This window comes from Vibrio tetraodonis (assembly GCF_003350295.1).
GTDB classification, from domain to species: domain Bacteria; phylum Pseudomonadota; class Gammaproteobacteria; order Enterobacterales; family Vibrionaceae; genus Vibrio; species Vibrio tetraodonis.
Map to the genome: position 1 here is coordinate 92,682 of NZ_QLYY01000017.1, position 22,523 is coordinate 115,204.

The window sequence follows — 22,523 nt, forward strand, 5'->3', positions numbered from 1 at the left end:
AACTTTCATGCTAAATCCTTGTTTTTATGAATGTTGACTTAAATTAATCCGAAGTTAGTACTTTTACAACAAGTGGTTAGATTCGCACTCCCTTGCTCGTTATAATACTCGCCAGATAATGAGCTCATAATGGCTCAAAACGAATTGAAACAGGAATAATAAAAATGACAAGTAGCCAGCAACGCGCCGCCCTGCAACGCCAGATATGGGCGATCGCCAACGATGTTCGTGGTTCAGTAGATGGCTGGGATTTTAAACAGTATGTACTAGGCACTTTGTTCTATCGCTTTATCAGTGAGAACTTTGTTCACTTCATTACCGGTGGAGATGAAAGCGTAGACTACGCAGCTATGTCGGATGATGACGAAAATATCGAGTTTGCCAGAGATGATGCGATTAAGACCAAAGGTTACTTTATCTATCCAAGTCAGTTGTTTAGCAATGTAGTCGCTAATGCATCTAAAAATGAGAATCTAAATACTGACCTTGCTGCTATCTTTTCAGATATCGAAAACTCAGCCAACGGCTACGATTCAGAAAAAGACATTAAAGGCCTGTTTGCTGATTTCGATACCACGAGTAACCGTCTAGGGAACACGGTAAAAGCGAAAAATGACCGTCTAGCCAAAGTATTAAAAGGAGTTGCAGAACTTCCATTAGGTGACTTTGACGAGAATAAAATTGACTTGTTTGGTGATGCTTACGAGTTCTTGATTTCTAACTATGCAGCGAATGCGGGTAAATCCGGAGGCGAATTCTTCACGCCTCAACACGTATCCAAACTGATTGCCCAACTAGCTATGCATGGACAAACCAGCGTTAATAAGATTTACGACCCAGCAGCTGGTTCAGGTTCTTTGCTGCTTCAGGCGAAAAAGCACTTTGATGCTCATATCATTGAAGATGGCTTCTTTGGTCAGGAACTCAATCACACAACCTATAACTTGGCTCGTATGAATATGTTTTTGCACAATATCAACTACGACAAGTTTGATGTTCAATTGGGCGATACATTGATCGATCCACACTTTGGAGATGATAAACCGTTCGACGCTATTGTTTCTAACCCGCCATATTCGGTGAAATGGATTGGTAGTGATGACCCAACGCTAATCAATGATGAACGCTTTGCTCCTGCAGGTGTTCTTGCGCCCAAATCTAAAGCAGATTTTGCTTTTGTGCTTCATGCGCTAAGTTACCTTTCTAGTAAAGGTCGAGCGGCGATTGTCTGCTTCCCGGGTATTTTTTACCGAGGTGGTGCTGAGCAAAAAATTCGAAAATATCTTATTGATAATAACTATGTTGAAACGGTTATCTCGCTAGCTCCAAACCTGTTCTTTGGTACAACAATTGCTGTAAATATTCTGGTTCTGTCTAAGCATAAAACCGATACAAAAACACAGTTTATCGATGCCAGTGGTTTGTTTAAAAAAGAAACCAATAACAACATACTGACAGACGAGCATATCAAGAAAATCATGTCGGTGTTTGATAGTAAGGAAGATGTTGAATACTTTGCCAAATCTGTTGACTTAGATGCGATAACTGATGATTACAATCTATCGGTGAGTACCTACGTAGAAGCTGAAGATACTCGCGAATTAGTGGACATTACTAAACTTAATGCCGATCTTAAAATCACAGTCGCTAAAATTGATCAGCTTCGTAGTGATATTGACGCCATTGTGGCGGAGATTGAAGGTGAGGAGTTTGAGGCGTGAACCATTTGAGCTATTTAGAGAAACTTCTCGAGGGTATCGAAGTGGTTTGGTTTCCGATCAGAGAAGTTACTGAGCGAACTACGAATATCAAGTGGCGTGAAACTTCAAAAAGCCATCAGTATATTGATCTAACTTCTGTCAGTATCGATACAAAAAAAATAATAGAAACAACAGAGGTAGGATCTAGCAATGCACCCAGCCGTGCTCAAAAGCTTGTAAAAAGAGACGATGTGTTATTTGCAACAACTCGTCCGACACAAATGCGTTATTGCTTAATTGATGAAGAATATGATGGAGCAGTTGCGAGCACAGGATATTGCGTATTGCGAGTAAAAAAGGAAGTGACTCTGCCTAAGTGGATTTTGCATTTGATTTCTTCAAGCGATTTTAAAAAGTACCTTGAAGAGAATCAGAGTGGTTCTGCATATCCAGCCATTTCTGACGCGAAGGTCAAAGATTTCAGTATCCCCATCCCATGCCCAAATAACCCAGAAAAATCGCTGGAAATACAAGCTGAAATAGTACGTATTTTGGACGCATTTACCGCCATGACCGCCGAGCTGACCGCTGAGCTGACCGCTGAGCTTAACATGCGGAAAAAACAATACAACTACTACCGTGACCAGTTGTTGAGCTTTGATGAAGGTGCTGTCGAGTGGAAGTCATTAGGCGAACTTGCTGACAACTTAGACTCTAAACGCAAGCCAATAACTAGTGGACAGAGAGTACCTGGTGATATTCCATACTACGGTGCGTCCGGTATTGTTGATTATGTTAAAGATTTCATCTTTGATGGAGACTTTTTGCTTGTTTCAGAAGATGGAGCCAACTTGTTGGCAAGAAACACACCTATTGCATTTAGTATTAGTGGTAAAAACTGGGTAAATAATCACGCTCATGTGCTGAAGTTTGAAACTTATGCTGAGAGAAGGTATGTAGAGTACTACCTAAATAGTATCGATCTAACTCCTTACATTTCAGGAGCTGCACAGCCAAAGCTGAATAAAAAGAACTTAAACAGTATTAGTATTCCTAACCCTTCACTTGAAGAAAAAGAACGTATTGTTTCCATATTAGATAAGTTCTATACATTGACTAGTTCGATATCTGATGGTTTGCCGCGAGAAATAGAACTACGCCAAAAGCAATACGGGTATTATCGGGAGCTACTGTTGAGTTTTCCTAAGCAGGAGGTAGTTGCATAGTATGGGGAAATCACTGACTGAGATTGCAGAAGAACTCAGAAATTCGCCTAAGAAAATACAGTTAATCTATGCGTTTAATGGTTCAGGAAAAACTCGACTTTCGAGAACATTCAAGGAAATGCTCGCAGCCGAAGTAAATGAAGAGGATGCTGAAGATCTGTTAGGGCTGTCGAACAAAAATATCCTCTACTACAACGCCTTCACTGAAGACCTTTTCTATTGGGATAACGACTTAGAAGCGGATGAGTCTAGAAAGCTAAAAATACATCCAAACGCGTTCACCAAATGGGTTTTTGAAGACCAAGGGCAAGACCAGAACATCGTTGCTCATTTTCAACGTCTGACAAACAGTAAATTGACCCCGGAGTTTAGTGCTGATTTTTCCGAAGTCTCTTTTTCAATGGTAGCTGGGGACGACGATCATTTAGGGAATTTAAAAATTTCTAAGGGTGAAGAAAGCAACCTGATTTGGAGCGTATTCTATAGCTTACTTGAGCAAGTGATTGAAGTGCTTAATGTTCCCGAAATCGACGATAGAGAAACTAATGCCTTCGATAAGCTAAACTATGTGTTCATTGATGATCCTGTTAGCTCCTTAGACGATAACCATCTTATTCAGTTGGCGGTCGATCTGGCGGCATTAATTAAGTCTAGCGATTTTACCAATGGGCATGGACTTAAGTTTATTATCACTACACATAGCCCACTATTCTACAACGTTCTTCACAACGAGTTGGGACTCAATAAAGGCAACAAGAAAGATGGTTGTTATCTACTGGAGCGCTTTGAGGATGGCACATTTAACTTGAATGTGAAGTATGGCGATTCCAACAAGAGTTTTTCATATCACTTGCATTTAAAACAGCTCCTCGAACAAGCGATAGAGCACAACCAAATAGAGCGTTATCACTTTATGCTGCTGCGTAATTTATACGAAAAAACAGCAGGATTCTTGGGTTACCCTGAATGGGGAGAGCTGTTAAACACTGTCCCAGGTAATAAACAGGCCTATTTAAACCGTATTATTCAATTTACCAGCCATAGTTCTCTGTCCAGTGAAGTTATTTCAGAACCAAATGAACAAGAAAAACAAACAGTGAAGCTTCTGTTGGACAATTTAATGGAGAACTACAGCTATTGGCAGCAGGAAGCGCAAAATGACTGACTATAAAACGATTGCAGAATCCAATAACTTTATCGTCTTAGATAAATACACCAAACAATTGCAGCCTAGTGATAGTTATCAAAGTGAAAGTGATTTAGAACGAGAACTGATTCAGGATTTGCAGAATCAAGGCTATGAGTTTTTGCCTGAGTTAACAACCCCAGACTCAATGATGGCAAATGTGCGGACTCAACTTCAAGATCTCAATAAAGTTGAGTTTACCGACGCTGAGTGGGGGCGTTTTCAGGAACAATACTTAAATACGCCAAGTGACAACATCATCGAGAAAACGCGTAAAGTACACAGCGATTATATTTACGATTTTGTATTTGATGATGGTCATATTGAAAATATCTACCTGTTTGATAAGACAACCATCGCACGTAATAAAGTTCAGGTAATTAAACAGTTCGAACAGACTGGGAGCCATGCTAACCGCTATGATGTGACTATCTTAGTCAATGGATTACCATTGGTTCAAATTGAGCTGAAGAAGCGCGGTGTAGCGATTCGTGAAGCTTTTAACCAGGTTCATCGCTACAGCAAAGAAAGCTTCAATGCTGAAAATTCTTTATATAAGTACTTACAGCTGTTTGTGATATCCAATGGTACCGATACTCGGTACTTCGCTAATACCACTAAGCGCAACAAAAACAGCTATGACTTCACCATGAACTGGGCGAAGTCAGACAACAACCTCATCAAAGATTTAAAAGACTTTACGGCAACCTTCTTCCAAAAAGAAACCTTACTGGAAGTGATTCTGCGTTACTCTGTGTTTGATGTTAGCAATACTCTGCTAGTGATGCGCCCCTATCAAATAGCGGCGACTGAGCGCATTTTGTGGAAGATTAAAAGCGCCTATAACAGCAAAAGCTGGAGCAATACGGAAAGCGGTGGTTATATCTGGCATACCACCGGTTCGGGTAAAACGCTCACCAGTTTCAAAGCGGCACGATTAGCAACGAAATTAGATTTTGTAGATAAAGTATTCTTTGTTGTTGACCGTAAAGATCTCGACTACCAGACCATGAAGGAATATCAGCGCTTTTCACCGGATAGCGTGAATGGTTCAGAGAGTACAGCAGGGCTTAAACGCAATCTGGATAAAGACGATAACAAAATCATTGTTACCACCATTCAAAAGCTCAACAATTTAATCAAGAGTGAAAGTGATCTGCCTGTCTACAAGCAGCAAGTCGTATTTATTTTTGATGAGTGTCACCGCAGCCAGTTTGGTGAAGCGCAAAAGAACATTAAGAAGAAATTTAAAACGTATTACCAATTTGGTTTTACTGGAACACCTATTTTTCCTGACAATGCACTTGGAGCAGAAACAACCGGTAGTGTCTTTGGTCAACAGCTTCACACCTACGTCATTACCGATGCGATTCGTGATGAAAAAGTGCTTAAGTTTAAAGTGGACTACAACGATGTTCGTCCTCAGTTCAAGAGTATTGAAACAGAGCAAGATGATAAAAAGCTTAGCGCTGCTGAAAACAAACAAGCCTTCTTACACCCAATGCGTATTCGGGAGATCTCGCAGTACATCTTAAATAATTTTAATCAGAAAACGCATCGGGCTTATAAAGGCGCAAAAGGCTTTAATGCTATGTTTGCAGTAAGTAGTGTAGATGCAGCAAAAGCCTACTACGAGAGCTTTTCGCAACTGCAGAAAGACGCTGAAAAACCACTGAAAGTCGCAACCATCTTTTCCTTCGCTGCAAATGAAGAGCAAGATGCCATCGGTGATATCGCAGATGAAAGCTTTGAAGTGACGGCAATGAATAGCAGTGCCAAAGAGTTTTTAAGTGCGGCAATTGATGATTACAACAGGATGTTTAAGACCAACTTTGGTGTAGACAGCAATGGTTTTCAAAACTACTACCGCGATCTTGCTCAGCGAGTGAAGAAGCAAGAAATCGATGTGCTGATCGTAGTTGGGATGTTCTTAACTGGGTTTGATGCGCCAACACTGAACACTTTATTCGTTGATAAGAACTTACGTTATCACGGTTTGATGCAAGCATTCTCTCGAACTAATCGTATTTATGATGCAACTAAGACCTTTGGCAATATTGTTACTTTCCGAGATCTAGAACAAGCGACCGTTGATGCCATTACCTTGTTTGGCGATAAAAATACGAAGAACGTTGTACTCGAAAAGAGCTACAAAGAGTACATGGAAGGCTTTACCGATATCGTAACAGGTCAGGCTCGTCGTGGTTTTGTCGAGATTGTCAGGGAGTTGCAGGAGCGCTTTCCTAACCCTGAAGACATCGTAAAAGAACAAGATAAAAAAGACTTTGCTAAGTTGTTTGGCGAATATCTTAAAGCGGAAAATATCCTACAGAACTATGATGAGTTCGCCGGTCTTAAAGCGCTGCAAAACCTAGATACTAGCGATGAGCAGGCTGTTGAAGCGTTCAAAGAAAAATATTATCTGAACGATGAAGACATTGCGGTAATGCAAACGATAGAAATACCAAACGAACGTGTGGTTCAGGATTATCGTTCTACTTATAACGATACCCGTGATTGGTTACGTCGTGAGAAAGAAGGCCAGGAAAAAGATAAACCGACCATGGACTGGGACGATGTCGTTTTTGAGGTCGATTTACTTAAATCGCAAGAAATTAATCTGGATTACATTCTTGAGCTGATCTTTGAACACAACAAGAAGAACAAGAGCAAAGAAGGGTTAATCGATGAAGTGCGCCGTCTTATCCGTGGTAGCCTTGGTAACCGGGCTAAAGAGAGTCTAGTTGTTGATTTCATTAATCAAACCAATCTAGACGAAATTAGTGATAAAGCCAGCATCATTGACGCATTTTTCAAGTTTGCACAAGCAGAACAAAAACGCGAAGCAGAAGCTATCATTGATTCTGAAAAATTGAATGAAGAGGCCGCTAAACGCTATATCACCTCATCGTTGAAGCGTGAGTATGCATCTGAGAATGGCACCGCGCTGACAGAAGCATTGCCGAAGTTAAGCCCGCTCAACCCTAAATACCGAACGCTCAAGCAGACTGTGTTCCGTAAGATAGCTGCTTTTGTTGAGAAGTTTAAAGGTGTGGGTGGACAGATTTAAGGCTAAAATATCGATGCTTATGTAGTTTCATATGAGTATAGACGCTAAGATAGGTTTGTCATTGAAAAATAGATAGTTTAGGTAATCGACATCTCTGGATGTGTCTTTTGTTTAACATAGCCTGATTACTGGTGATGTCATCAGGCTTGCTTAAGCAAAGCCAGACCTATTAAATGGAAGTAGGAGAAAACATGAGGGTTATTGATCAGGTAAAGCTGTATATCTTATCGCTTATGTTTCTTTTTTTCTTGGTCATGCTTATTTCGTTAGATACAGACCCATGTAAGCAGGGCAAGATCATGAACGTTTTTTGTCCAAAAGTGGTTTATAAATTGCTAAAGATCGCCCCTGCATTTGCTATTAAAGAAGCTCACTCATTTCTGGCACACTGTCGGCTTGCGCTAACAAGTATTCACACTCTGTTTGGATGAGTGACACACATAGCTCTATGTGTTCACGCTCTCCGTCATCGATTCCTTGAGCTTCGGTAAGTCCAACCGTTTCCTTCAGGGCATTCTTTATGGCACTAGTGGTTTCTGCAATTATGGAAGCCATTTTGGTGCCTGAATAGCCGAGCAGAGCACCGAATTCAGCTAAATCATAGCTGGTGATAGGGCGTTTGAAGTTACCTTTCGGTGGATTTTGAAAGTCTTCACTTTCCCAATCTCCAATCGACATTGCAAAATATTGAGGGATACTGGCGGCACGCCCCTCATCAGCAGACAATTTGCCGCTTCGTGAGTTACGTTTTGCTCCCTCTTGAGCGATAGCTTCTATGTTGACTAAATCATAAAAAGGGGTCAGTTCAAGGCCTTTAGGGGTGACGAAGAAGCTAATATTTTTACCATGAGCATCGTAGTTTAGTGTTGCTAAATTAAAGAGCATCCATTGGGTAAGCTTTAGGTTGGTGATTACCGTGTCTATGGTTTTGACGCTCAGTAGGCGTGGGAAGGAAACGCCATCACGCATATATACACCATCGCCTTCATCCCCATTCTGACGCTCGTATTTGTAACCTGGAGGTAAGTCAGTCGCCTGACAGCCATCAATCACATGTTTTCGTTGAACGACATCACGAGCCTCGATATAGGCACGATCGAACCGCTCTATGATCAGTGTCCTAGTCTTCCCAATACGGGTTAACTCAACATTAGCGACGTCCAAACCTGCTAGCTTAGCTAATGTCATGCAAAAGAACTCATTCACAGCAATACACGGTGCTTTACCGCTTTCAAACTTCAGAATGTAGTTCGAACTTAGTTTTCCTTCACCAAATCCCCATTCATCACCGCGCTTAAGTAAGTTTAACTTGTTTTGCACACCGGCAACCGAAAGGCGAACCTTACCGTCCCAATACACTAATGGCGATAGATTTCGCTCTAGTCGTTCTATGAGCTCATCATCAGGGACAGCTCTAAAGCTGGTTTCCTCAGGTTCTGAGTTTGAAACTCGAAAAGATAATGCGCCAGATGTTTCCGCACCAAGCTTACGAATCAGCCCGAACGTGTTGCTTTTGGAGATAGTGGTGTTTTGTATCATCTCCTCAAAGGCTTCTCCTTCAGGAAGGAGATTTCTGAGATAGTTCTCGATACTACGTGGCGAAGCCTGATCATCGAAAAGGATGCGGGGCGAAATCGGGAAACCAGTGTGTTTCCATTCTTCTTCATAGATGAATGAGAACTCTGTTTCTGTTCCGACGGGGAGAGTCAAACGACCAATTTTGGTATTCGTACCGATAAACACGTCTAACTGTTGTAACTTACTCATACCAACCGTCCTCATTGCCTCTCACGCTGTTTTCAGCTTGGGAGGTTATTTGGCTATGTGGACGAACAAATAGGTTTAAATCGATAAGGCGTAACGATAGCCCTAAGATGTCCATGAGGACGAGTACATTGGCAAAGGTGACACTGGTATCGCCTTTTTCTACTTTCATGACTGTCCTACGAGATAAGTTGGCTTTTGAAGCGAGATCATCAATACGCCAGCCTCTATCGGTGCGTTTTGAGCGAATGGCGCTCCCCAGCGTTTCCATACTGAACTCGGTATTCAAATCAGGCATAGGTTGTGCCTTTACCATCTTACCTTTTTTCATAAGTGCCTTTTAATGTACTTTTGTCACTATTGGGTTCGTCCTGCTATATAAGTTCACTATAACTCACTTTTGTAGTGGTTGTATAAGAAATTATCTATAAGTGCAATTTAAGTTACTTATGGTAGGTTTGCCAGTTGCATGTTCGTTCCAATTAGTGGCAATCTGTTTTTGCTAAACTAGAGTAAGCGTGTCATAAAATCACCATGTGAATAGAATAAGGTTCTAAGCAGCAATGAAAGTTAAAATTGAGAAGACCTGTGATGGTGAAGCTTTCTTCAACATTCCAGAAATACTGCAAGAAGAATTGCAATGGGAAGAAGGCGATCAAATCGAATGGCTCGACAATAAAGATGGCTCATGGACTTTACGCAAAGTTGAACTTGAGGATGATACCCAGTCGAAGTCTATAGAGTACATTCTTTCACAACACCCTACTTTAAAAGAGCAAATGGAGGATGTATTTGAGGGCTATGATTTGAGAGCAGAATGGTTAACTTCCGCAATTCCAGCGCTATCTGGTCTAACTCCGCTAGAAGTTGTGCTTAAAGGCGATTTAAAACGCGTTTTAGATGCATTAAATCGTATCAAGTATGGTGATTTTTCTTGAGATGTTTTTATCTCAAAAGATCAGGTTGATATGTTGATCCATTGGCCATCTCTTTCCGGATGAAGCCTACTTTGTAAGGCAGAGATACGCTATATGGGCTGGAACTAACACGCTTGTACCCAATCATAGTGTGTCTAAGAGCCTATGTCGCAGAACCAAACGGACCAACTTTCCCTGCTATGTCAGAAAAGTGGCTTTGTGACAAGACCATTGGTAGGTTTCCAGTTAAGCCGTATATCCGTACGTCAACTTATTGATCTCTTCTGTCACCAGAATGATACCGGTTTTTGTGTCACAGAGTGAAAGTGGTGTTTCGTTTTCAAACACCAAACTGGGTTTATTTAACCAGCGTAATGTCGCATCACGATCACCAAAATACTCATCTGCTTCTTTGACCATATCTGCAAGCATAAGAGCATGTTCACTGGCAGTTGGGCTTAGCGTTGCGTTCGGCTTTTTCATTTTTTGCTGGAGAGTACGTAGATTAACGCCAATAATTTTCGCGTAATCTGTCTTAGTCAGACCAAGAGTTAACATTCCTCTATCCAGCATTTCAACAGGAAGCCCTTGACGAATAATTTTTAGGCTATCGATTACGCTCTGAGCTTTACGCTTATCACCTCCAAGCATTTCATAAGCTGCACTGAACATTAAAGTACCTCCGAATCTAACTACACTTACACAATAGGTGTAATTAGATTATTTTAACACGGAAATGTGTCGAGGCTTGCTAGTTGCCTACATACTCTTTCCAATTAGTGGCAAGCTTGCTTTGCCACACTAGAACTAACCCAAATATCGTATTGCTGTATATGTTATAAACGAAAAATGGTTCATGAAAAACACCGAACAGTTACAACTGATGAATTGATAGAGTTGTTAGCTAGTACGAACTAGCGCGTCGGCACAACACATGAGAGGACTAAGATTTTGTTTCTAAGTATAATATTCGCATTGAGTGTAGTTAGCCGAGGAGAGAGTGGATTCCATACATCATTTAAGAAGCATGGTTTGCTTGATAAGTTTTGGTAATAGTTTTAGGCCCTAACTAGAATTTGCTAGACTTAGGTAAAGAGCACATCATGGTGGCCGAATGAACTACTTTGCAGAGGACCCCTTCTAGGTAATGTAAACCTGGAGGGTAAATGAAAAAACTAAAGCAACAGTACCGAAGTCATGTCAAAGCGCAAGGGGCTTATCTATGGGATGTGTATCCTAACGTACGTAGTGGAACTCACAAGCATTTTTCAACCAAGCAGGAGAAGAGCTACTTTTTCCTACACAAAGTTGAGTGTCGTGGATATCCAATCAAACTGCGAGCAGCTAGAGGGAAAGCACTAGCTGACCCGTGGGATGATTATCCTGCGTACGTATACGACGTTGCGAAGTGCTGGAAGCATAATTCGAGAAGACGCCACCAGTACTACAAATAAACACAATTAAGCCTCGCTATTGCGGGGCTTCTTTATTGTCCGTCAGCTTATTCACTTTGAAGCTATTAGCAAGATTTTGCCCCATTCCTTCTTAGAACTTGTATCAACTTCAATTTGCGGGCTTCCGCTTAAGGTTACTTTACCTAATGACGGACATTATAGCTAAACCAGATGAAGGCCCCTTCTCTCTGTGGCAGTTTAAGCGGATAACTTTTTTCAATGATGCCACATACTTTGACCGTTAACATGAAGGCTTGTCGTACTGTTTTGGCCCCTTTAAATGGGTAAATGACGGGTTTTAAGGTGTTTATTTTTAGTGTTTTTAATTTGGTGCTGTGGAGTGGTTTTGATGGTAGTGTTGCGTTCAGTTCATCATTGGAGTAAGCAACATGGAAACCTACCATCACACATATCGACACCACAGTTTTTCACATCGAGATCTAAGTGAAATTACCTTCACTGCTTGCACCTTTATACGATGCGACTTTCGACGTGCCAACTTGCGTGATGCGACATTTATTAGCTGCAAGTTCATTGAGCAGGGGGATATCGAAGGTTGCCATTTTGATGTCGCGGATCTTCGCGATGCAAGTTTCCAACAATGTCAACTTGCGATGGCAAATTTTAATCACGCCAATTGCTACGGTATTGAACTGCGAGAGTGCGATTTAAAAGGTGCCAACTTTTCCCGAACAAACTTTGCCAATCAAGTGAGTAATCGTATGTACTTTTGCTCAGCCTTTATTACTGGGTGTAACCTCTCCTATGCAAATATGGAACAGGTCTGCTTAGAAAAATGTGAGCTGTATGAAAATCGTTGGATAGGGACTCACCTCACGGGCGCATCATTAAAAGAGTCGGATTTAAGTCGAGGTGTTTTTTCCGAAGATGTCTGGGGACAATTTAGCCTTCAGGGTGCCAATTTATGTCACGCCGAACTAGATGGTTTAGATCCTCGTAAAGTCGATACATCAGGTATCAAAATTGCCAGCTGGCAGCAAGGACAGCTTCTTGAAGCGCTGGGTATTGTTGTTTTTCCTGACTAGAGACTTGCTGGCGGGGTCAAAGTTACTAATACACTACACCTCGCTGTACGAAGGGCATAGTGCCGTCCAAGCATATATTCTTGTATATACGTTAGAAATAGTGATTTTTCATTAAACTTTAGCTGGTTATGCATATATGAGTTACGGTTTGACACATCGTTCAATACAGTTAGAAATGATAGTTTTGTCCCATTTTTAAATCTTGTTGAATATAAAAGTGTTGCATATCTATTAATTGAACGTTAGTTTTTTTTTGCCCTGCTTGTGGTGGGGTATATAAAGCATTGTAAAAAAAGGAATTTACTAATGGAAAAAGTACAGAGCAATCTTCAAGAGTTCTTCAGTGTTGAAAATCGTTCAATGATGGGCGGCTGGACTATTGATCGTGATGATTCAAGTGAAACGAACGTAGCTGAGTTCTTTTCGGAGGAAAACCGCTCAATGATGGGCGGTTGGACAATCGATCGTGATGAAGATAATCAAAAGTAACAATAACCAGAGAGGGGGGGGGCTTCCCCCTCTCAAATAAGGAGAATAAAAATGGATTTTTTAAGCTTATCACACCTTCGAGACAACATTGCGAAGTTTTCTCAGGCAGTACTAAAACGCGAGTACGAGCCGCCTTTACCTCTAAAAGATTCATACGCCAAGTCTATTCAAACAATACGAGGTATTGAATGTACTCCCGAAATATCAATTCAATTTCACACTTCAGACATAGCTAAAGAAGCTATTTCGCAAGGCGTATTTTCAGAATCAGCAAACATTAACGATATAGAATCGATTCAATCTGACTCTTACAAAGAGCATTGTAGACAACTATACGAAGATGCGATGGAACTAATTTCTAAACACTCAACCGATCTTCGTGAGCTTGTTGATACTGTCGTAACTGATGTCGTTTTTGTTTACTCGCCAAGGGTTGGTGGTGGTTCAGGTTCTCATTTACCTGGAGTCATCTGTATCAGTATTGATGACAACTGGACTTCACTAGATGTGGCAAATACGCTTATTCACGAGTCAACGCACCTAAGTACGTTCATTTGCGATATGGTGAACAAGATGTTTTCTAAACCAGCGTCTGAGCTTGACAAAGAAGAGTATAGGGTATTATCCGCTGTGAGAGTTGGTGATTTGAGACCCCTTGATAAAGCTATTCATTCAGCATTTGTGACAGTCCCACTTTTGTACTTTGAGCAACTTATCGGTAAAGATGAAATGATGAACGAGTTTTCTAAGTCATTAGATGACTGTGTGCAAGGAACACTTGAGAAGATAGACCTTTTAACTCCATATGGAAAAGAGCTTGTATTTAGCTTAGCCGCTTTCAATAAAAATAGAGATTTCTCTCTTGTTGAAGAATCATTTACTTAATCGAGGCTAATTCTGATGCTTAACTCTAAGATTGTTCAAAAAGTCGGAGTAGATAGTAGTTCAGACCTTTCTATATTAGCCTTCCTTATATCAATATTCTTGGGGATATTAGCAGAGTCATTTGTCATTTTCTCAATCCCATTAATTGTCTTAGAGTTAACTTCAAGCCCTTCATATGCTGGTCTCGCGTTTATGCTTGAGTGGGTGCCTGCAATTATTATGTATCCTATTGCTGGAGCTATTGCAGACAAACTCGGCCCTAAAGGCGCACTCGCTCTCTCTTCTTTGACTAGATTTTTGATAATTACGATTGCAATCTTTTGCATATATAAAGTGGAAGAAAAAACACTATTTATAGTTCTGACATGTGCTTTTGCTTTATCTTTCCTCCTACCATTTAGCAGAGTTGGGGCAGAAAAGAATGTAGCACTCTTAAAGGAAAATAAGAATATATCAATAATACATTCCTATGTTCAATCGAGTGAATTATTGGCATGGACGTTAGGGCCTGCATTAGCTGCCTTTTCATCTGAATACCTTGATCTAATTCAATTGCTGTCCATAAGTGGCATTGTATTTTTGTTTTCATTTTTGTCAATTATGCTTTATCGTGTTCAGCCAAATTTTCAATCAGAGACTAATGATAGTAATTTTTTCTTTGGTATTACTTATATCTTTGAACGGAAGCCTCTCTTCTATCTTGCTGCATTAAATAGCCTAATAAATTTCATGTTTGCAGTTGTTATATCTTCACACGCTGCAATTATCACAGGAGTGTTTGAGTTAAGTGAAAAATATTATGGAATATTAAACTTTATTGGAGGTATGTTTGGTTTTGTAAATTTACTTTTAGTTCCAATACTAGTCAAACGTATGTCAATGTTTTCATTTTCTGTAGTGGGTTTGTTATTGTTAGGTTTTGGATTTGTTGTACTTTCGCTATCTACTGGCTATGTTATCTATGTAGTTGGCTTTTCGATGTCTATGATGGGGATTTCTCTTTTTAATATTTTTAACAGAACACTTAGGACTAGCATTATAGAACAGCAGTATATAGGCAAGGTTATGGGCGTATTCTACTTGATTAATATAATTATGCTGCCTTTGGGTGGAGGGGTAATTTATATTTTTGCCGACTTGATTGGAAATCAACCTATTATTATTCTTTCTAGCGTAACTTTAATACCAGTATGTTTTTTCTTATCATTTAAGGCCAATAAAGGATTCGCACTTAAGTAGCTTGGTATTTTATAAAAAACTATGGAAAGTAGGCAAAAGATAGATTAATGTAAAAAGACGAATATTACAGTAAAGTAGACTTTTCAAACAAAGTGTTAGTGGGCTTGTTTTTATTAACTGTACATTTGTTCTCTGTAGCTTCAAGCGAGTGAATCTTAAAGAATGTCAATTTATAAACTGCACTTTCTTAGAAAAAGTAAGGTTGTACTGGTCAAGTCCAACAGGACACTTTTTTTAGAGAGTTTTCGAACTCTATTGGCGACAGATCTTGGTTTGCAGAATGCAGTCTATCTAGATTGTAATATCTCACGTAGTTCGTCACATCTTGCTTCATATGCTCCCTGGTCGGCTGAGGCACTTTAAACAGCCAATCATGCTTCAGACTTCCAAAGAAGCGCTCTACAACCGTATTATCCCAACAAGCTCCAACATCCCCCATACTCGAACGCATTCCGTAGCTCTGTAATAGCTTCTGGTAACGCTTACTTGTGTATTGGGAACCTCGGTCACTGTGGAACACTAAGCCTCTCGGAGGTTGCCTCAAGTTATAAGCTTTCATTAGAGCTTTGTTGACTAAGTCTGTGGTCATTCGTTTACTTAAATGCCATCCCACGATACGACGTGAGTACAAGTCCATTACAATAGCTAGGTACATCCAGCCTTCATCTGTCTTCAGATACGTAACGTCGCCGGCCCACACTTGATTTGGAGCGACAGGGTTGAAGTTTTGGTTGAGTAAGTTGTCGGCAACCGTATCGCTGTGTTTGCGTTTTGTCGTCACTTTGTAAGCCTGTCTTTGTACGGCTTTTAACCCCAATGACCTCATGATTGAACGAACTTTGTATCTCCCCACTACGAACCCTTCCTTGCGTAATTTCTTTACCATCTCACGATTGCCTAAGCTTCCTCGACTTTCTTTGAATAACGTCTTAATTCGACGATATAAACTCAAAGTAGTGACTGAAATAACCTTTGCTGGTCTCTTCAGCCAAGCGTAATAAGCAGAGCGACTCACTAGCATGACTTCGCATATCACTGAAACCGGATAATGCTTAGCTTCGGCTTTGATGAATTCAAACCTTACTTCATTTCTTTCGCAAAGAAGGCTGACGCCTTTTTTAAAATATCTTTCTCCATACGGAGCTGCTTTACTTCCTTACGCAGTTGTTTCAACTCTTCATATTCCTCGTCTGATAGCTCCTCAGAGTCAAGCTGAGCTTCTAATTTAGCCTTCCACTTGTGAAGGAGTGTGGTAGAGACACCTACCGCCTCAGCAGCTTCTGTGACTGTGTATCCTTGCTCTCGAACCAAAGCGACAGCTTCTTCTTTAAACTCTTTAGGATAACGTTTATAAGTACGTTTCTCGGTCATATAACACCTCATTGATTAACATTGATTGTCTCTCAATTAAGTGTCCTGTTTCATTAGACCAGTACATACATTGCCACTCCAGGAAAGACGATTTTCCTTACCACACATGAGTCAAGGGTTGTAAGGCTGACACATGACGTTCTTCGTTTAGGCAATAGGTTCGTTTTTGCCAAAATTGGAGATGATTACTTAATTGAAAATGTAAACGTATTAGAAAAAGAATTCGGTTTTGACAAGATTATTCACAGCAAAGCCGTGCAATATTGTGCAACTATTGAAGAAAAATCTATTGTTAATGATTTAACCAAGTTTAAATCTCAACTGAACAATGATACGTCATTTGCCAGAAAGCTTGTGAAAGTATGTAAGGGATCTGCTGTTATTGAAAAAGAGATTGCCAACGATACAATTATTAAATTTGCAATGAGCAAGGTGTATTACCAAGAAAAACTGAAATTAACGGAAGACGAAAGCCAGTTTGATTTAGGTAGTATCAATCGTTGTCGACATTTTCTCACTCTACTTGATGATGAGTTTGTTAAGTCGGAATTGACTCAACAAGAATACATATCTAAAGCAAAGGATAGAGCTTCTTAGGTTAATACGCCAATTTGTGAGATCATTTGAAACTGAATAGATATGTAAGTTGCTAAAGATTCAATACCATTAAAACCCAGTGTTATATCGATCGTATTAGATCTAGTTGAGCTACTAGAACAAAACTAATACTGTTAAGATGAGCTAACAAGTTGTGTGGATACAGCTTGCAGCTCAAATGATAACTTAACCAGATAGATAGCTGTTTATGATTCTTACATTGACAACTATTTACCTTTTTTGCGCTTATCTGGAAAATCTTTAAACTCACATAAGTCTTCTATAATGCAGCTCCCACAGCGGGGTTTTCTTGCCACGCATGTGTATCTGCCATGAAGAATTAACCAGTGGTGTACGTCGAGTTTGAATTCTTTAGGTACAACTTTAAGTAGCTTTTCTTCTACTTGGTCAACGTTTTTTCCCATGGCAAACTTGGTTCGGTTTGATACGCGAAAAATATGAGTATCGACAGCGATGGTTGGCCAACCAAAGGCTGTGTTCAATACAACATTAGCGGTCTTGCGTCCGACACCGGGCAGAGCTTCAAGAGCAGCGCGGTCTTCGGGGACTTGTCCATTATGCTTATCGAGCAGGATACGACATGTTTTGATTACGTTTTCAGCTTTTGAATTAAACAAACCTATGGTTTTGATGTATTCCTTTACGCCGTCAACGCCCAAGTCAAAAAGACTTTGCGGAGTATTGGCGACGGGATACAGTTTATCGGTTGCCTTATTGACACTCACATCCGTCGCTTGGGCTGAGAGAAGTACCGCTATGAGAAGCTCAAATGGTGTACTCCAATTTAATTCAGTCTGCGGATTAGGGTTGTTTTCCCGTAAGCGCTCCAGTATTTGTACTCGTTTTTCTTTGTTCATTTTTGTGCTGTTTTCCAGTGTCTCAACCAGATCTTACTGGTTGGTAACGCGAGCTCGTTCGATTGTTGGTTTTTGTATTTTTGGCTGACGAGCTTTTTGTTGTGCATCGATGACGTTTTTTAACGCGATAAGTAATCCTACTCCAATAAAGGCGCCGGGTGGCAATAGTGCGAGCAAGAAACTGCTCTCAAAATGGAATATTTCAATTTTTAGTGCAGTCGCCCAGCTGCCAAGCAGCAAGTCTGCGCCATCGAATAATGTTCCGTTGCCGATTATCTCGCGCATGGCGCCTAATACAACCAGCACGCTAGTCATGCCTAGCCCCATCCAAAAGCCATCTTGGGCCGCAGGAAGGACATCATTTTTCGATGCAAAAGCTTCAGCTCGGCCAATGATAATGCAGTTGGTCACAATCAAAGGAATGAAAATGCCAAGAGAGAGGTAGAGTCCATAAGCGTAGGCATTCATCAGTAACTGCACGCAAGTTACTAGCGCGGCAATAATCATAACAAAGATAGGAATACGGACTTCGTTTGGCACGTGAGAGCGTACCAAAGAGACGATCACATTTGAGCCGACTAACACTAGCAAGGTGGCAATGCCAAGGCCAAGTGCATTAGTCACGGTCGAGGATACAGCAAGTAGAGGACATAGGCCAAGCAACTGAACCAATGCTGGGTTGTTATCCCACATACCATTTTTGATTAATGTTTTATGATCGCTCATTCTAGTCTCCACAATTTCGTGGCTGGTTTTGAATCTCATCACTATGGGCGTTGAAAAACTGAACGGCTTTTTTCACCGCTTTGACTACAGCTCTCGGCGTTATTGTTGCGCCTGTGAATTGATCAAATTGCCCGCCATCTTTGCGCACTTTCCATTGGCCTTCATTGTCTTCGGTAACACTTTTACCGCTAAAGCTTAGGATCCAGTCTGTAATGCGTAAATCTATCTTGTCTCCAAGGCCCGGGGTTTCCTGATGGTTTAACACCCGAGTACCCAAAATAGTACCGTTTTGGTCAATACCAACGATAACTTTGATCGCGCCGCTGTAGCCGTCGGGAGCAATAGCTTCAATGGCAACCGCGGTTGTTTGACCATCCTTAGTTGCTATATAGACAGGCATATCCGTATCTGTTCCAAGATCTGGATGATTAACTAAGGTACAGGACTGATACAGGCTGTTATCGTGCATGCCCTCAGGGATGACTTGGTTGAGCACAGACAGAAGCTGAGCCTGTTCTTGCTTGCTTATCTGATCTTTAGTCAGATAGTGGGTGAGGGCGACAACCCCAGTTGAGGCACAAGCAAAAAGAGCGAGTACGACTCCATTTTTACGAATAGCGTTTAACATCTTGCTCCTCAGTGTCCGTAGGTTCGTGGCTTGGTGTAGTAGTCGATAAGCGGGACACACATATTGCCAAGCAATACCGCGAATGCTACGCCGTCAGGAAAACCACCCCAAGTTCGTATGATAAAGATCATGGCACCGATAAAAGCGCCGAAAATAAGACGACCTTTGACCGTGGTTGAAGCAGAGACAGGGTCAGTGGCGATAAAAAATGCGCCTAACATGGTTGCGCCGGATAATATATGAATGAGAGGAGACGCGGTTTCTCCCGGTGTGAATAGGCTAAATAAGATACTAATAATAAATAAGCTGACGATAAAGCTGATTGGTATGTGCCAATTAATGATTCTCATCTTTATCAGCAATAAGCCGCCTGCTAGATAGGCGAGATTAACCCACTCCCAGCCCAAACCAGCTAAGCCACTAAACTGTGGCTGAGATAGAGCTTCTGCAGCAGTATTGCCTGAATGCAATGCGGTTTTAAACGCATCTAGCGGGGTAGCCATGGTTAGGCCATCTATACCTGTACGTACTTGTTGAAGCGAGAGTCCATCCAGATTGAAACCGGTAAAAATAAGCGATACAGCATCACTAAACGGGATGGTTGAGGGTTGCAACTCGGTTGGTGCAATCCAACTGGTCATTTGTACTGGAAAGGAGATCAGCAAAACTACATAGGCAACCATTGCTGGGTTGAATAAGTTCTGTCCAATCCCCCCATAAAGGTGTTTAGCTACCACGATCGCGAAGACAAGACCTATGGCAACAATCCACCAAGGTGAGAGTGGTGGAATTGCAATAGCAAGTAACCAGGCTGTCACAATTGCGCTGTTATCACGTAGCGCTAACATAGGTGGACGCTTGCGCATCTTCATCACACCAGCTTCAAGTGCCAAGCTTAACAAGATAGCAAAAACGAGTTGTATTAGGGTGCCCCAACCAAAGAAGTAGGTTTGAGCAAACAAGCCGGGCAAGGCGCACAGGGCGACCCATTTCATAAGATCGGGTGTGCTCCTACGGCTATGAGCATGGGGTGAGCTGGCAATAAAAAAGGCCACTACTCGTCCTCCTCAAGTCTGTTGTTCTGTTGGTTTTGTGCCTTGCGTGCCTTGGCTCTGGCAATGGCGGCCGCTACTGCAGCTTTTTTCGGATCGCCTTCAGAAGGTGCAGGTTCTGATTCAGATGGTTCAGCGGCTTTTGCTTGCTCTGCTTTGCGCGCTTTGGCTCTGGCAATGGCGGCAGCGACGGCGGCTTTTTTCGGATCGTCTTCAGAAGATGCAGACTCTGATTCAGATGGTTCAGCGGCTTTTTCTTGCTGCGCTTTGCGCGCTTTAGCTCTGGCAATGGCGGCCGCTACTGCAGCTTTTTTGGGATCGTCTTCAGAAGGTGCAGGTTCTGATTCAGATGGTTCAGCGGCTTTTTCTTGCTCTGCTTTGCGCGCTTTGGCTCTGGCAATGGCGGCAGCGACCGCAGCTTTTTTCGGATCGTCTTCAGAAGGTGCAGGTTCTGATTCAGATGGCTCAGCGGCTTTTTCTTGCTCTGCTTTGCGCGCTTTAGCTCTGGCAATGGCGGCCGCTACTGCCGCTTTTTTGGGATCACTCTCATCAGATTCGGAATTGACTTCTGTTTCTGCTGCCTTATTGGCTTTCTTTTCACGGGCCAAACGCTTACGCTTTTCACGAAGTTTACTCATTTCAGAGTTGTCAGGCTCAGCAAGTCCAGCTTCCTTTGCGGCTTCTTGTTTTGCTTTCGCTTTGGCAATCGCCGCTGCTACAGCTGGTTTTACTTTTGGTTCAGCAGATGATGAATCTGACTTTTGCGCTTTGACGCGAGCAATGGCGGCAGCGATCGCATCTTCACCATCAGGGGTTTTAACCTCTTTACGCCTGTTCTCTGCGGCTTTCTTAAAGCGGTTCTCTCGTTCAATCTTATCGCGTTCTAAACGGCTCTTTCTTTCTTCAAAGCGGACTTTCGCCCGTTCGGCGGCTTGGGCCTCTTCTTTACGAGTGCGGATTTCGGCTTTGGATTGTCGATAATATTGCACCAGCGGAATTTCACTCGGGCAAACAAAAGCACAAGCACCACATTCAATACAATCTTTAAGGTTGAGCTCTTCACACTTTTCATACTCTTCGGCTTTAGAATGCCAGTAAAGCTGTTGAGGTAATAAGGATGCTGGGCAAGCATCAGCACATTGACCACATCGAATGCATGACATTTCATGTTGGTTTGGAGAAATCTCTTTCACCGTAGGAGCCAGAATGCAGTTCGCCGTTTTGGTTATCGGCACATTCGCATGGGGAAGAGTAAAGCCCATCATAGGTCCCCCCATGATAAGGCGAGGTAGTTTTTTGTCTGCTTTATACCCAAACTGATCCAGTAGAGCTTGGACAGGAGTACCAATAAGCGCCTTAACATTTTTTGGCTGCTTGAAAGTATTGCCCGTCAGGGTAACAATACGCTCAATCAAGGGTTCCCCGTCACAGACCGCTCGTTTAATGGCTTGAAGCGAACCAACATTTTGTACTAACAAGCCAATGTCGGCAGGAATACCATTAGCGGGTACTTCTTTATTGGTTAGCAGTTTGATCAGCTGTTTTTCACCACCCGAAGGGTATTTGGTGGGCACAACGCGTATAACGACGTCTTTATGCTGGGCAGCTTTTTCAAGAGCTCTAATCGCGGCTGGCTTGTTATCCTCAATTCCTATGATAGTGAGCTTAGGCTTGAGAATATGCTCAACGATATCTATGCCCTTGATGACTTCATCAGCGTGAGTTTGCATTAGCATGTCATCTGCTGTGATATAAGGTTCACATTCGGCGGCATTGACAATAAGTATCTCTGTTCTAGCAAGTCCAGACTGAATTTTTTTCGCGGTTGGGAAACCCGCTCCGCCCATGCCTGAAATACCCGCTTGGCGGATTACTTCAATCAATTCATCGGGCGTGCAATCGGTAAAATCGTTGGTTTTCTTTCGTTCGATCCAGCGGTCTTCACCATCGGGTTCAATCACGATGCACATTTCCGATAACCCTGAGGGATGAGCTATAGTACGTGGTTCGATTGCTGAGATAATACCTGATGTTGGTGCGTGGACTGGCAACATAAAGCTGGTGTCATATTTGGTGAGAGCTTGCCCTTTGAGGACTTTTTCCCCTTGACTGACGATCAGGTGGCCTGGCTTACCTATATGTTGCTTAATCGGTAAGATAATTTCCCTTGGAATACTTGCTGGCGCAATAGGCTCTTTCATCGATTGGGATTTGTTTTCTGGCGGGTGTATCCCACCCGGAAAGTCCCATAGTGCGCCCGATTTAATTTGTTCTATCAGTGACAACATACCAGCC

General features: G+C 41.8%; 20 protein-coding genes. 11 read left to right on the forward strand and 9 right to left on the reverse strand.

From position 1 onward, the window contains the following. Window positions 1-164 precede the first annotated feature (164 nt). Genes DPF90_RS13420 through DPF90_RS13435 form a run of 4 tightly spaced genes read left to right on the forward strand, consistent with a single transcriptional unit; the run spans window position 165 to window position 7,182 of the window. The gene (locus tag DPF90_RS13420) at window positions 165-1,721 is read left to right on the forward strand and encodes a type I restriction-modification system subunit M (RefSeq protein ID WP_114786846.1); all 1,557 of its coding nucleotides are present in this window, start codon (window positions 165-167) and stop codon (window positions 1,719-1,721) included. After that, window positions 1,718-2,926, forward strand: coding sequence for a restriction endonuclease subunit S (locus DPF90_RS13425; RefSeq protein ID WP_114786847.1), 1,209 nt, complete (start codon window positions 1,718-1,720; stop codon window positions 2,924-2,926). The genes DPF90_RS13420 and DPF90_RS13425 overlap by 4 nt, the downstream gene beginning before the upstream one ends. Window position 2,927: 1 nt before the next feature. Further along, complete coding sequence (locus tag DPF90_RS13430) at window positions 2,928-4,091, forward strand: AAA family ATPase (protein WP_114786848.1); 1,164 nt, start codon at window positions 2,928-2,930, stop codon at window positions 4,089-4,091. After that, window positions 4,084-7,182 carry an HsdR family type I site-specific deoxyribonuclease gene (locus DPF90_RS13435; protein WP_114786849.1) on the forward strand — a complete coding sequence of 1,033 codons (3,099 nt, stop codon included), beginning with the start codon at window positions 4,084-4,086 and terminating at the stop codon, window positions 7,180-7,182. The genes DPF90_RS13430 and DPF90_RS13435 overlap by 8 nt, the downstream gene beginning before the upstream one ends. 360 nt (window positions 7,183-7,542) lie before the next feature. Here the strand turns inward: DPF90_RS13435 and DPF90_RS13440 are convergent, their stop codons facing one another. Next, window positions 7,543-8,949, reverse strand: coding sequence for a HipA domain-containing protein (locus tag DPF90_RS13440; protein ID WP_162814030.1), 1,407 nt, complete (start codon window positions 8,947-8,949; stop codon window positions 7,543-7,545). Next, window positions 8,942-9,277 (reverse strand): helix-turn-helix domain-containing protein, encoded by a 336-nt coding sequence (locus DPF90_RS13445; RefSeq protein WP_045414322.1) that lies wholly within the window; start codon window positions 9,275-9,277, stop codon window positions 8,942-8,944. Before DPF90_RS13445 ends, DPF90_RS13440 begins: the two co-directional genes overlap by 8 nt. Window positions 9,278-9,509: 232 nt before the next feature. On the opposite strand from DPF90_RS13445, the gene DPF90_RS13450 reads away from it, so the two are divergent. Further along, window positions 9,510-9,884 carry an MbcA/ParS/Xre antitoxin family protein gene (locus DPF90_RS13450; RefSeq protein WP_114786851.1) on the forward strand — a complete coding sequence of 125 codons (375 nt, stop codon included), beginning with the start codon at window positions 9,510-9,512 and terminating at the stop codon, window positions 9,882-9,884. A 225-nt stretch (window positions 9,885-10,109) separates the two neighbouring features. On the opposite strand, the gene parS is transcribed toward DPF90_RS13450, so the two are convergent. Further along, complete coding sequence (parS, locus tag DPF90_RS13455) at window positions 10,110-10,535, reverse strand: type II RES/Xre toxin-antitoxin system antitoxin (RefSeq protein WP_038885218.1); 426 nt, start codon at window positions 10,533-10,535, stop codon at window positions 10,110-10,112. A 494-nt stretch (window positions 10,536-11,029) separates the two neighbouring features. On the opposite strand from parS, the gene DPF90_RS13460 reads away from it, so the two are divergent. From DPF90_RS13460 to DPF90_RS13480, 5 genes are all read left to right on the forward strand, one after another. Then, entirely contained in the window at window positions 11,030-11,317 is a 288-nt protein-coding gene (locus DPF90_RS13460; RefSeq protein WP_114786852.1) for a hypothetical protein, read from the forward strand. A 389-nt stretch (window positions 11,318-11,706) separates the two neighbouring features. Beyond that, entirely contained in the window at window positions 11,707-12,363 is a 657-nt protein-coding gene (locus tag DPF90_RS13465) for a QnrS family quinolone resistance pentapeptide repeat protein (protein WP_114786853.1), read from the forward strand. A 306-nt stretch (window positions 12,364-12,669) separates the two neighbouring features. Then, window positions 12,670-12,852: a hypothetical protein gene (locus DPF90_RS13470; RefSeq protein WP_114786854.1), complete on the forward strand. Its 183-nt coding sequence runs from the start codon at window positions 12,670-12,672 to the stop codon at window positions 12,850-12,852. Window positions 12,853-12,903: 51 nt separating this feature from the next. Further along, window positions 12,904-13,737 (forward strand): aKG-HExxH-type peptide beta-hydroxylase, encoded by an 834-nt coding sequence (locus DPF90_RS13475; RefSeq protein ID WP_114786855.1) that lies wholly within the window; start codon window positions 12,904-12,906, stop codon window positions 13,735-13,737. Window positions 13,738-13,752: 15 nt separating this feature from the next. Beyond that, window positions 13,753-14,976, forward strand: a complete 1,224-nt coding sequence (locus DPF90_RS13480; RefSeq protein WP_114786856.1) for an MFS transporter — start codon at window positions 13,753-13,755, stop codon at window positions 14,974-14,976. Window positions 14,977-15,187: 211 nt separating this feature from the next. On the opposite strand, the gene DPF90_RS13485 is transcribed toward DPF90_RS13480, so the two are convergent. Continuing rightward, window positions 15,188-16,347, reverse strand: a protein-coding gene (locus DPF90_RS13485; protein ID WP_162814031.1) for an IS3 family transposase whose coding sequence is annotated in 2 segments (ribosomal slippage) — window positions 15,188-16,083 and window positions 16,083-16,347 — 1,161 coding nt in all. Because the reading frame shifts where the segments join, the coding sequence is not laid out codon by codon here. Between the two features lie 90 nt (window positions 16,348-16,437). On the opposite strand from DPF90_RS13485, the gene DPF90_RS13490 reads away from it, so the two are divergent. Further along, on the forward strand, window positions 16,438-16,944 hold the full coding sequence (locus DPF90_RS13490; protein WP_275895335.1) for a Kiwa anti-phage protein KwaB-like domain-containing protein: 507 nt from the start codon (window positions 16,438-16,440) through the stop codon (window positions 16,942-16,944). Window positions 16,945-17,171: 227 nt separating this feature from the next. Here DPF90_RS13490 and nth read toward each other — a convergent pair whose 3' ends face one another. The 5 genes from nth to rsxC are packed head-to-tail and all read right to left on the reverse strand — an operon-like array spanning window position 17,172 to window position 22,516. Then, the gene (gene nth / locus DPF90_RS13495) at window positions 17,172-17,822 is read right to left on the reverse strand and encodes an endonuclease III (RefSeq protein ID WP_114786859.1); all 651 of its coding nucleotides are present in this window, start codon (window positions 17,820-17,822) and stop codon (window positions 17,172-17,174) included. Window positions 17,823-17,855: 33 nt separating this feature from the next. Continuing rightward, window positions 17,856-18,548 carry an electron transport complex subunit E gene (locus tag DPF90_RS13500; protein WP_114786860.1) on the reverse strand — a complete coding sequence of 231 codons (693 nt, stop codon included), beginning with the start codon at window positions 18,546-18,548 and terminating at the stop codon, window positions 17,856-17,858. Between the two features lies 1 nt (window position 18,549). After that, entirely contained in the window at window positions 18,550-19,176 is a 627-nt protein-coding gene (rsxG, locus tag DPF90_RS13505) for an electron transport complex subunit RsxG (protein WP_114786861.1), read from the reverse strand. Between the two features lie 8 nt (window positions 19,177-19,184). Further along, window positions 19,185-20,231 (reverse strand): electron transport complex subunit RsxD, encoded by a 1,047-nt coding sequence (gene rsxD, locus DPF90_RS13510; protein ID WP_114786862.1) that lies wholly within the window; start codon window positions 20,229-20,231, stop codon window positions 19,185-19,187. Then, complete coding sequence (gene rsxC, locus DPF90_RS13515) at window positions 20,231-22,516, reverse strand: electron transport complex subunit RsxC (protein WP_114786863.1); 2,286 nt, start codon at window positions 22,514-22,516, stop codon at window positions 20,231-20,233. Before rsxC ends, rsxD begins: the two co-directional genes overlap by 1 nt. Between the last annotated feature and the right edge of the window lie 7 nt (window positions 22,517-22,523).

What these genes read in the sequence shown, in the direction of transcription:
- DPF90_RS13420 (WP_114786846.1), top strand. Translation starts at nt 165, where the DNA reads ATGACAAGTAGCCAGCAACGCGCCGCCCTGCAACGCCAGATATGGGCG.
- DPF90_RS13430 (WP_114786848.1), top strand. Translation starts at nt 2,928, where the DNA reads ATGGGGAAATCACTGACTGAGATTGCAGAAGAACTCAGAAATTCGCCT.
- DPF90_RS13435 (WP_114786849.1), top strand. Translation starts at nt 4,084, where the DNA reads ATGACTGACTATAAAACGATTGCAGAATCCAATAACTTTATCGTCTTA.
- DPF90_RS13440 (WP_162814030.1), bottom strand. Translation starts at nt 8,949, where the DNA reads ATGAGTAAGTTACAACAGTTAGACGTGTTTATCGGTACGAATACCAAA.
- DPF90_RS13445 (WP_045414322.1), bottom strand. Translation starts at nt 9,277, where the DNA reads ATGAAAAAAGGTAAGATGGTAAAGGCACAACCTATGCCTGATTTGAAT.
- DPF90_RS13450 (WP_114786851.1), top strand. Translation starts at nt 9,510, where the DNA reads ATGAAAGTTAAAATTGAGAAGACCTGTGATGGTGAAGCTTTCTTCAAC.
- parS (WP_038885218.1), bottom strand. Translation starts at nt 10,535, where the DNA reads ATGTTCAGTGCAGCTTATGAAATGCTTGGAGGTGATAAGCGTAAAGCT.
- DPF90_RS13460 (WP_114786852.1), top strand. Translation starts at nt 11,030, where the DNA reads ATGAAAAAACTAAAGCAACAGTACCGAAGTCATGTCAAAGCGCAAGGG.
- DPF90_RS13465 (WP_114786853.1), top strand. Translation starts at nt 11,707, where the DNA reads ATGGAAACCTACCATCACACATATCGACACCACAGTTTTTCACATCGA.
- DPF90_RS13470 (WP_114786854.1), top strand. Translation starts at nt 12,670, where the DNA reads ATGGAAAAAGTACAGAGCAATCTTCAAGAGTTCTTCAGTGTTGAAAAT.
- DPF90_RS13475 (WP_114786855.1), top strand. Translation starts at nt 12,904, where the DNA reads ATGGATTTTTTAAGCTTATCACACCTTCGAGACAACATTGCGAAGTTT.
- DPF90_RS13480 (WP_114786856.1), top strand. Translation starts at nt 13,753, where the DNA reads ATGCTTAACTCTAAGATTGTTCAAAAAGTCGGAGTAGATAGTAGTTCA.
- nth (WP_114786859.1), bottom strand. Translation starts at nt 17,822, where the DNA reads ATGAACAAAGAAAAACGAGTACAAATACTGGAGCGCTTACGGGAAAAC.
- DPF90_RS13500 (WP_114786860.1), bottom strand. Translation starts at nt 18,548, where the DNA reads ATGAGCGATCATAAAACATTAATCAAAAATGGTATGTGGGATAACAAC.
- rsxG (WP_114786861.1), bottom strand. Translation starts at nt 19,176, where the DNA reads ATGTTAAACGCTATTCGTAAAAATGGAGTCGTACTCGCTCTTTTTGCT.
- rsxC (WP_114786863.1), bottom strand. Translation starts at nt 22,516, where the DNA reads ATGTTGTCACTGATAGAACAAATTAAATCGGGCGCACTATGGGACTTT.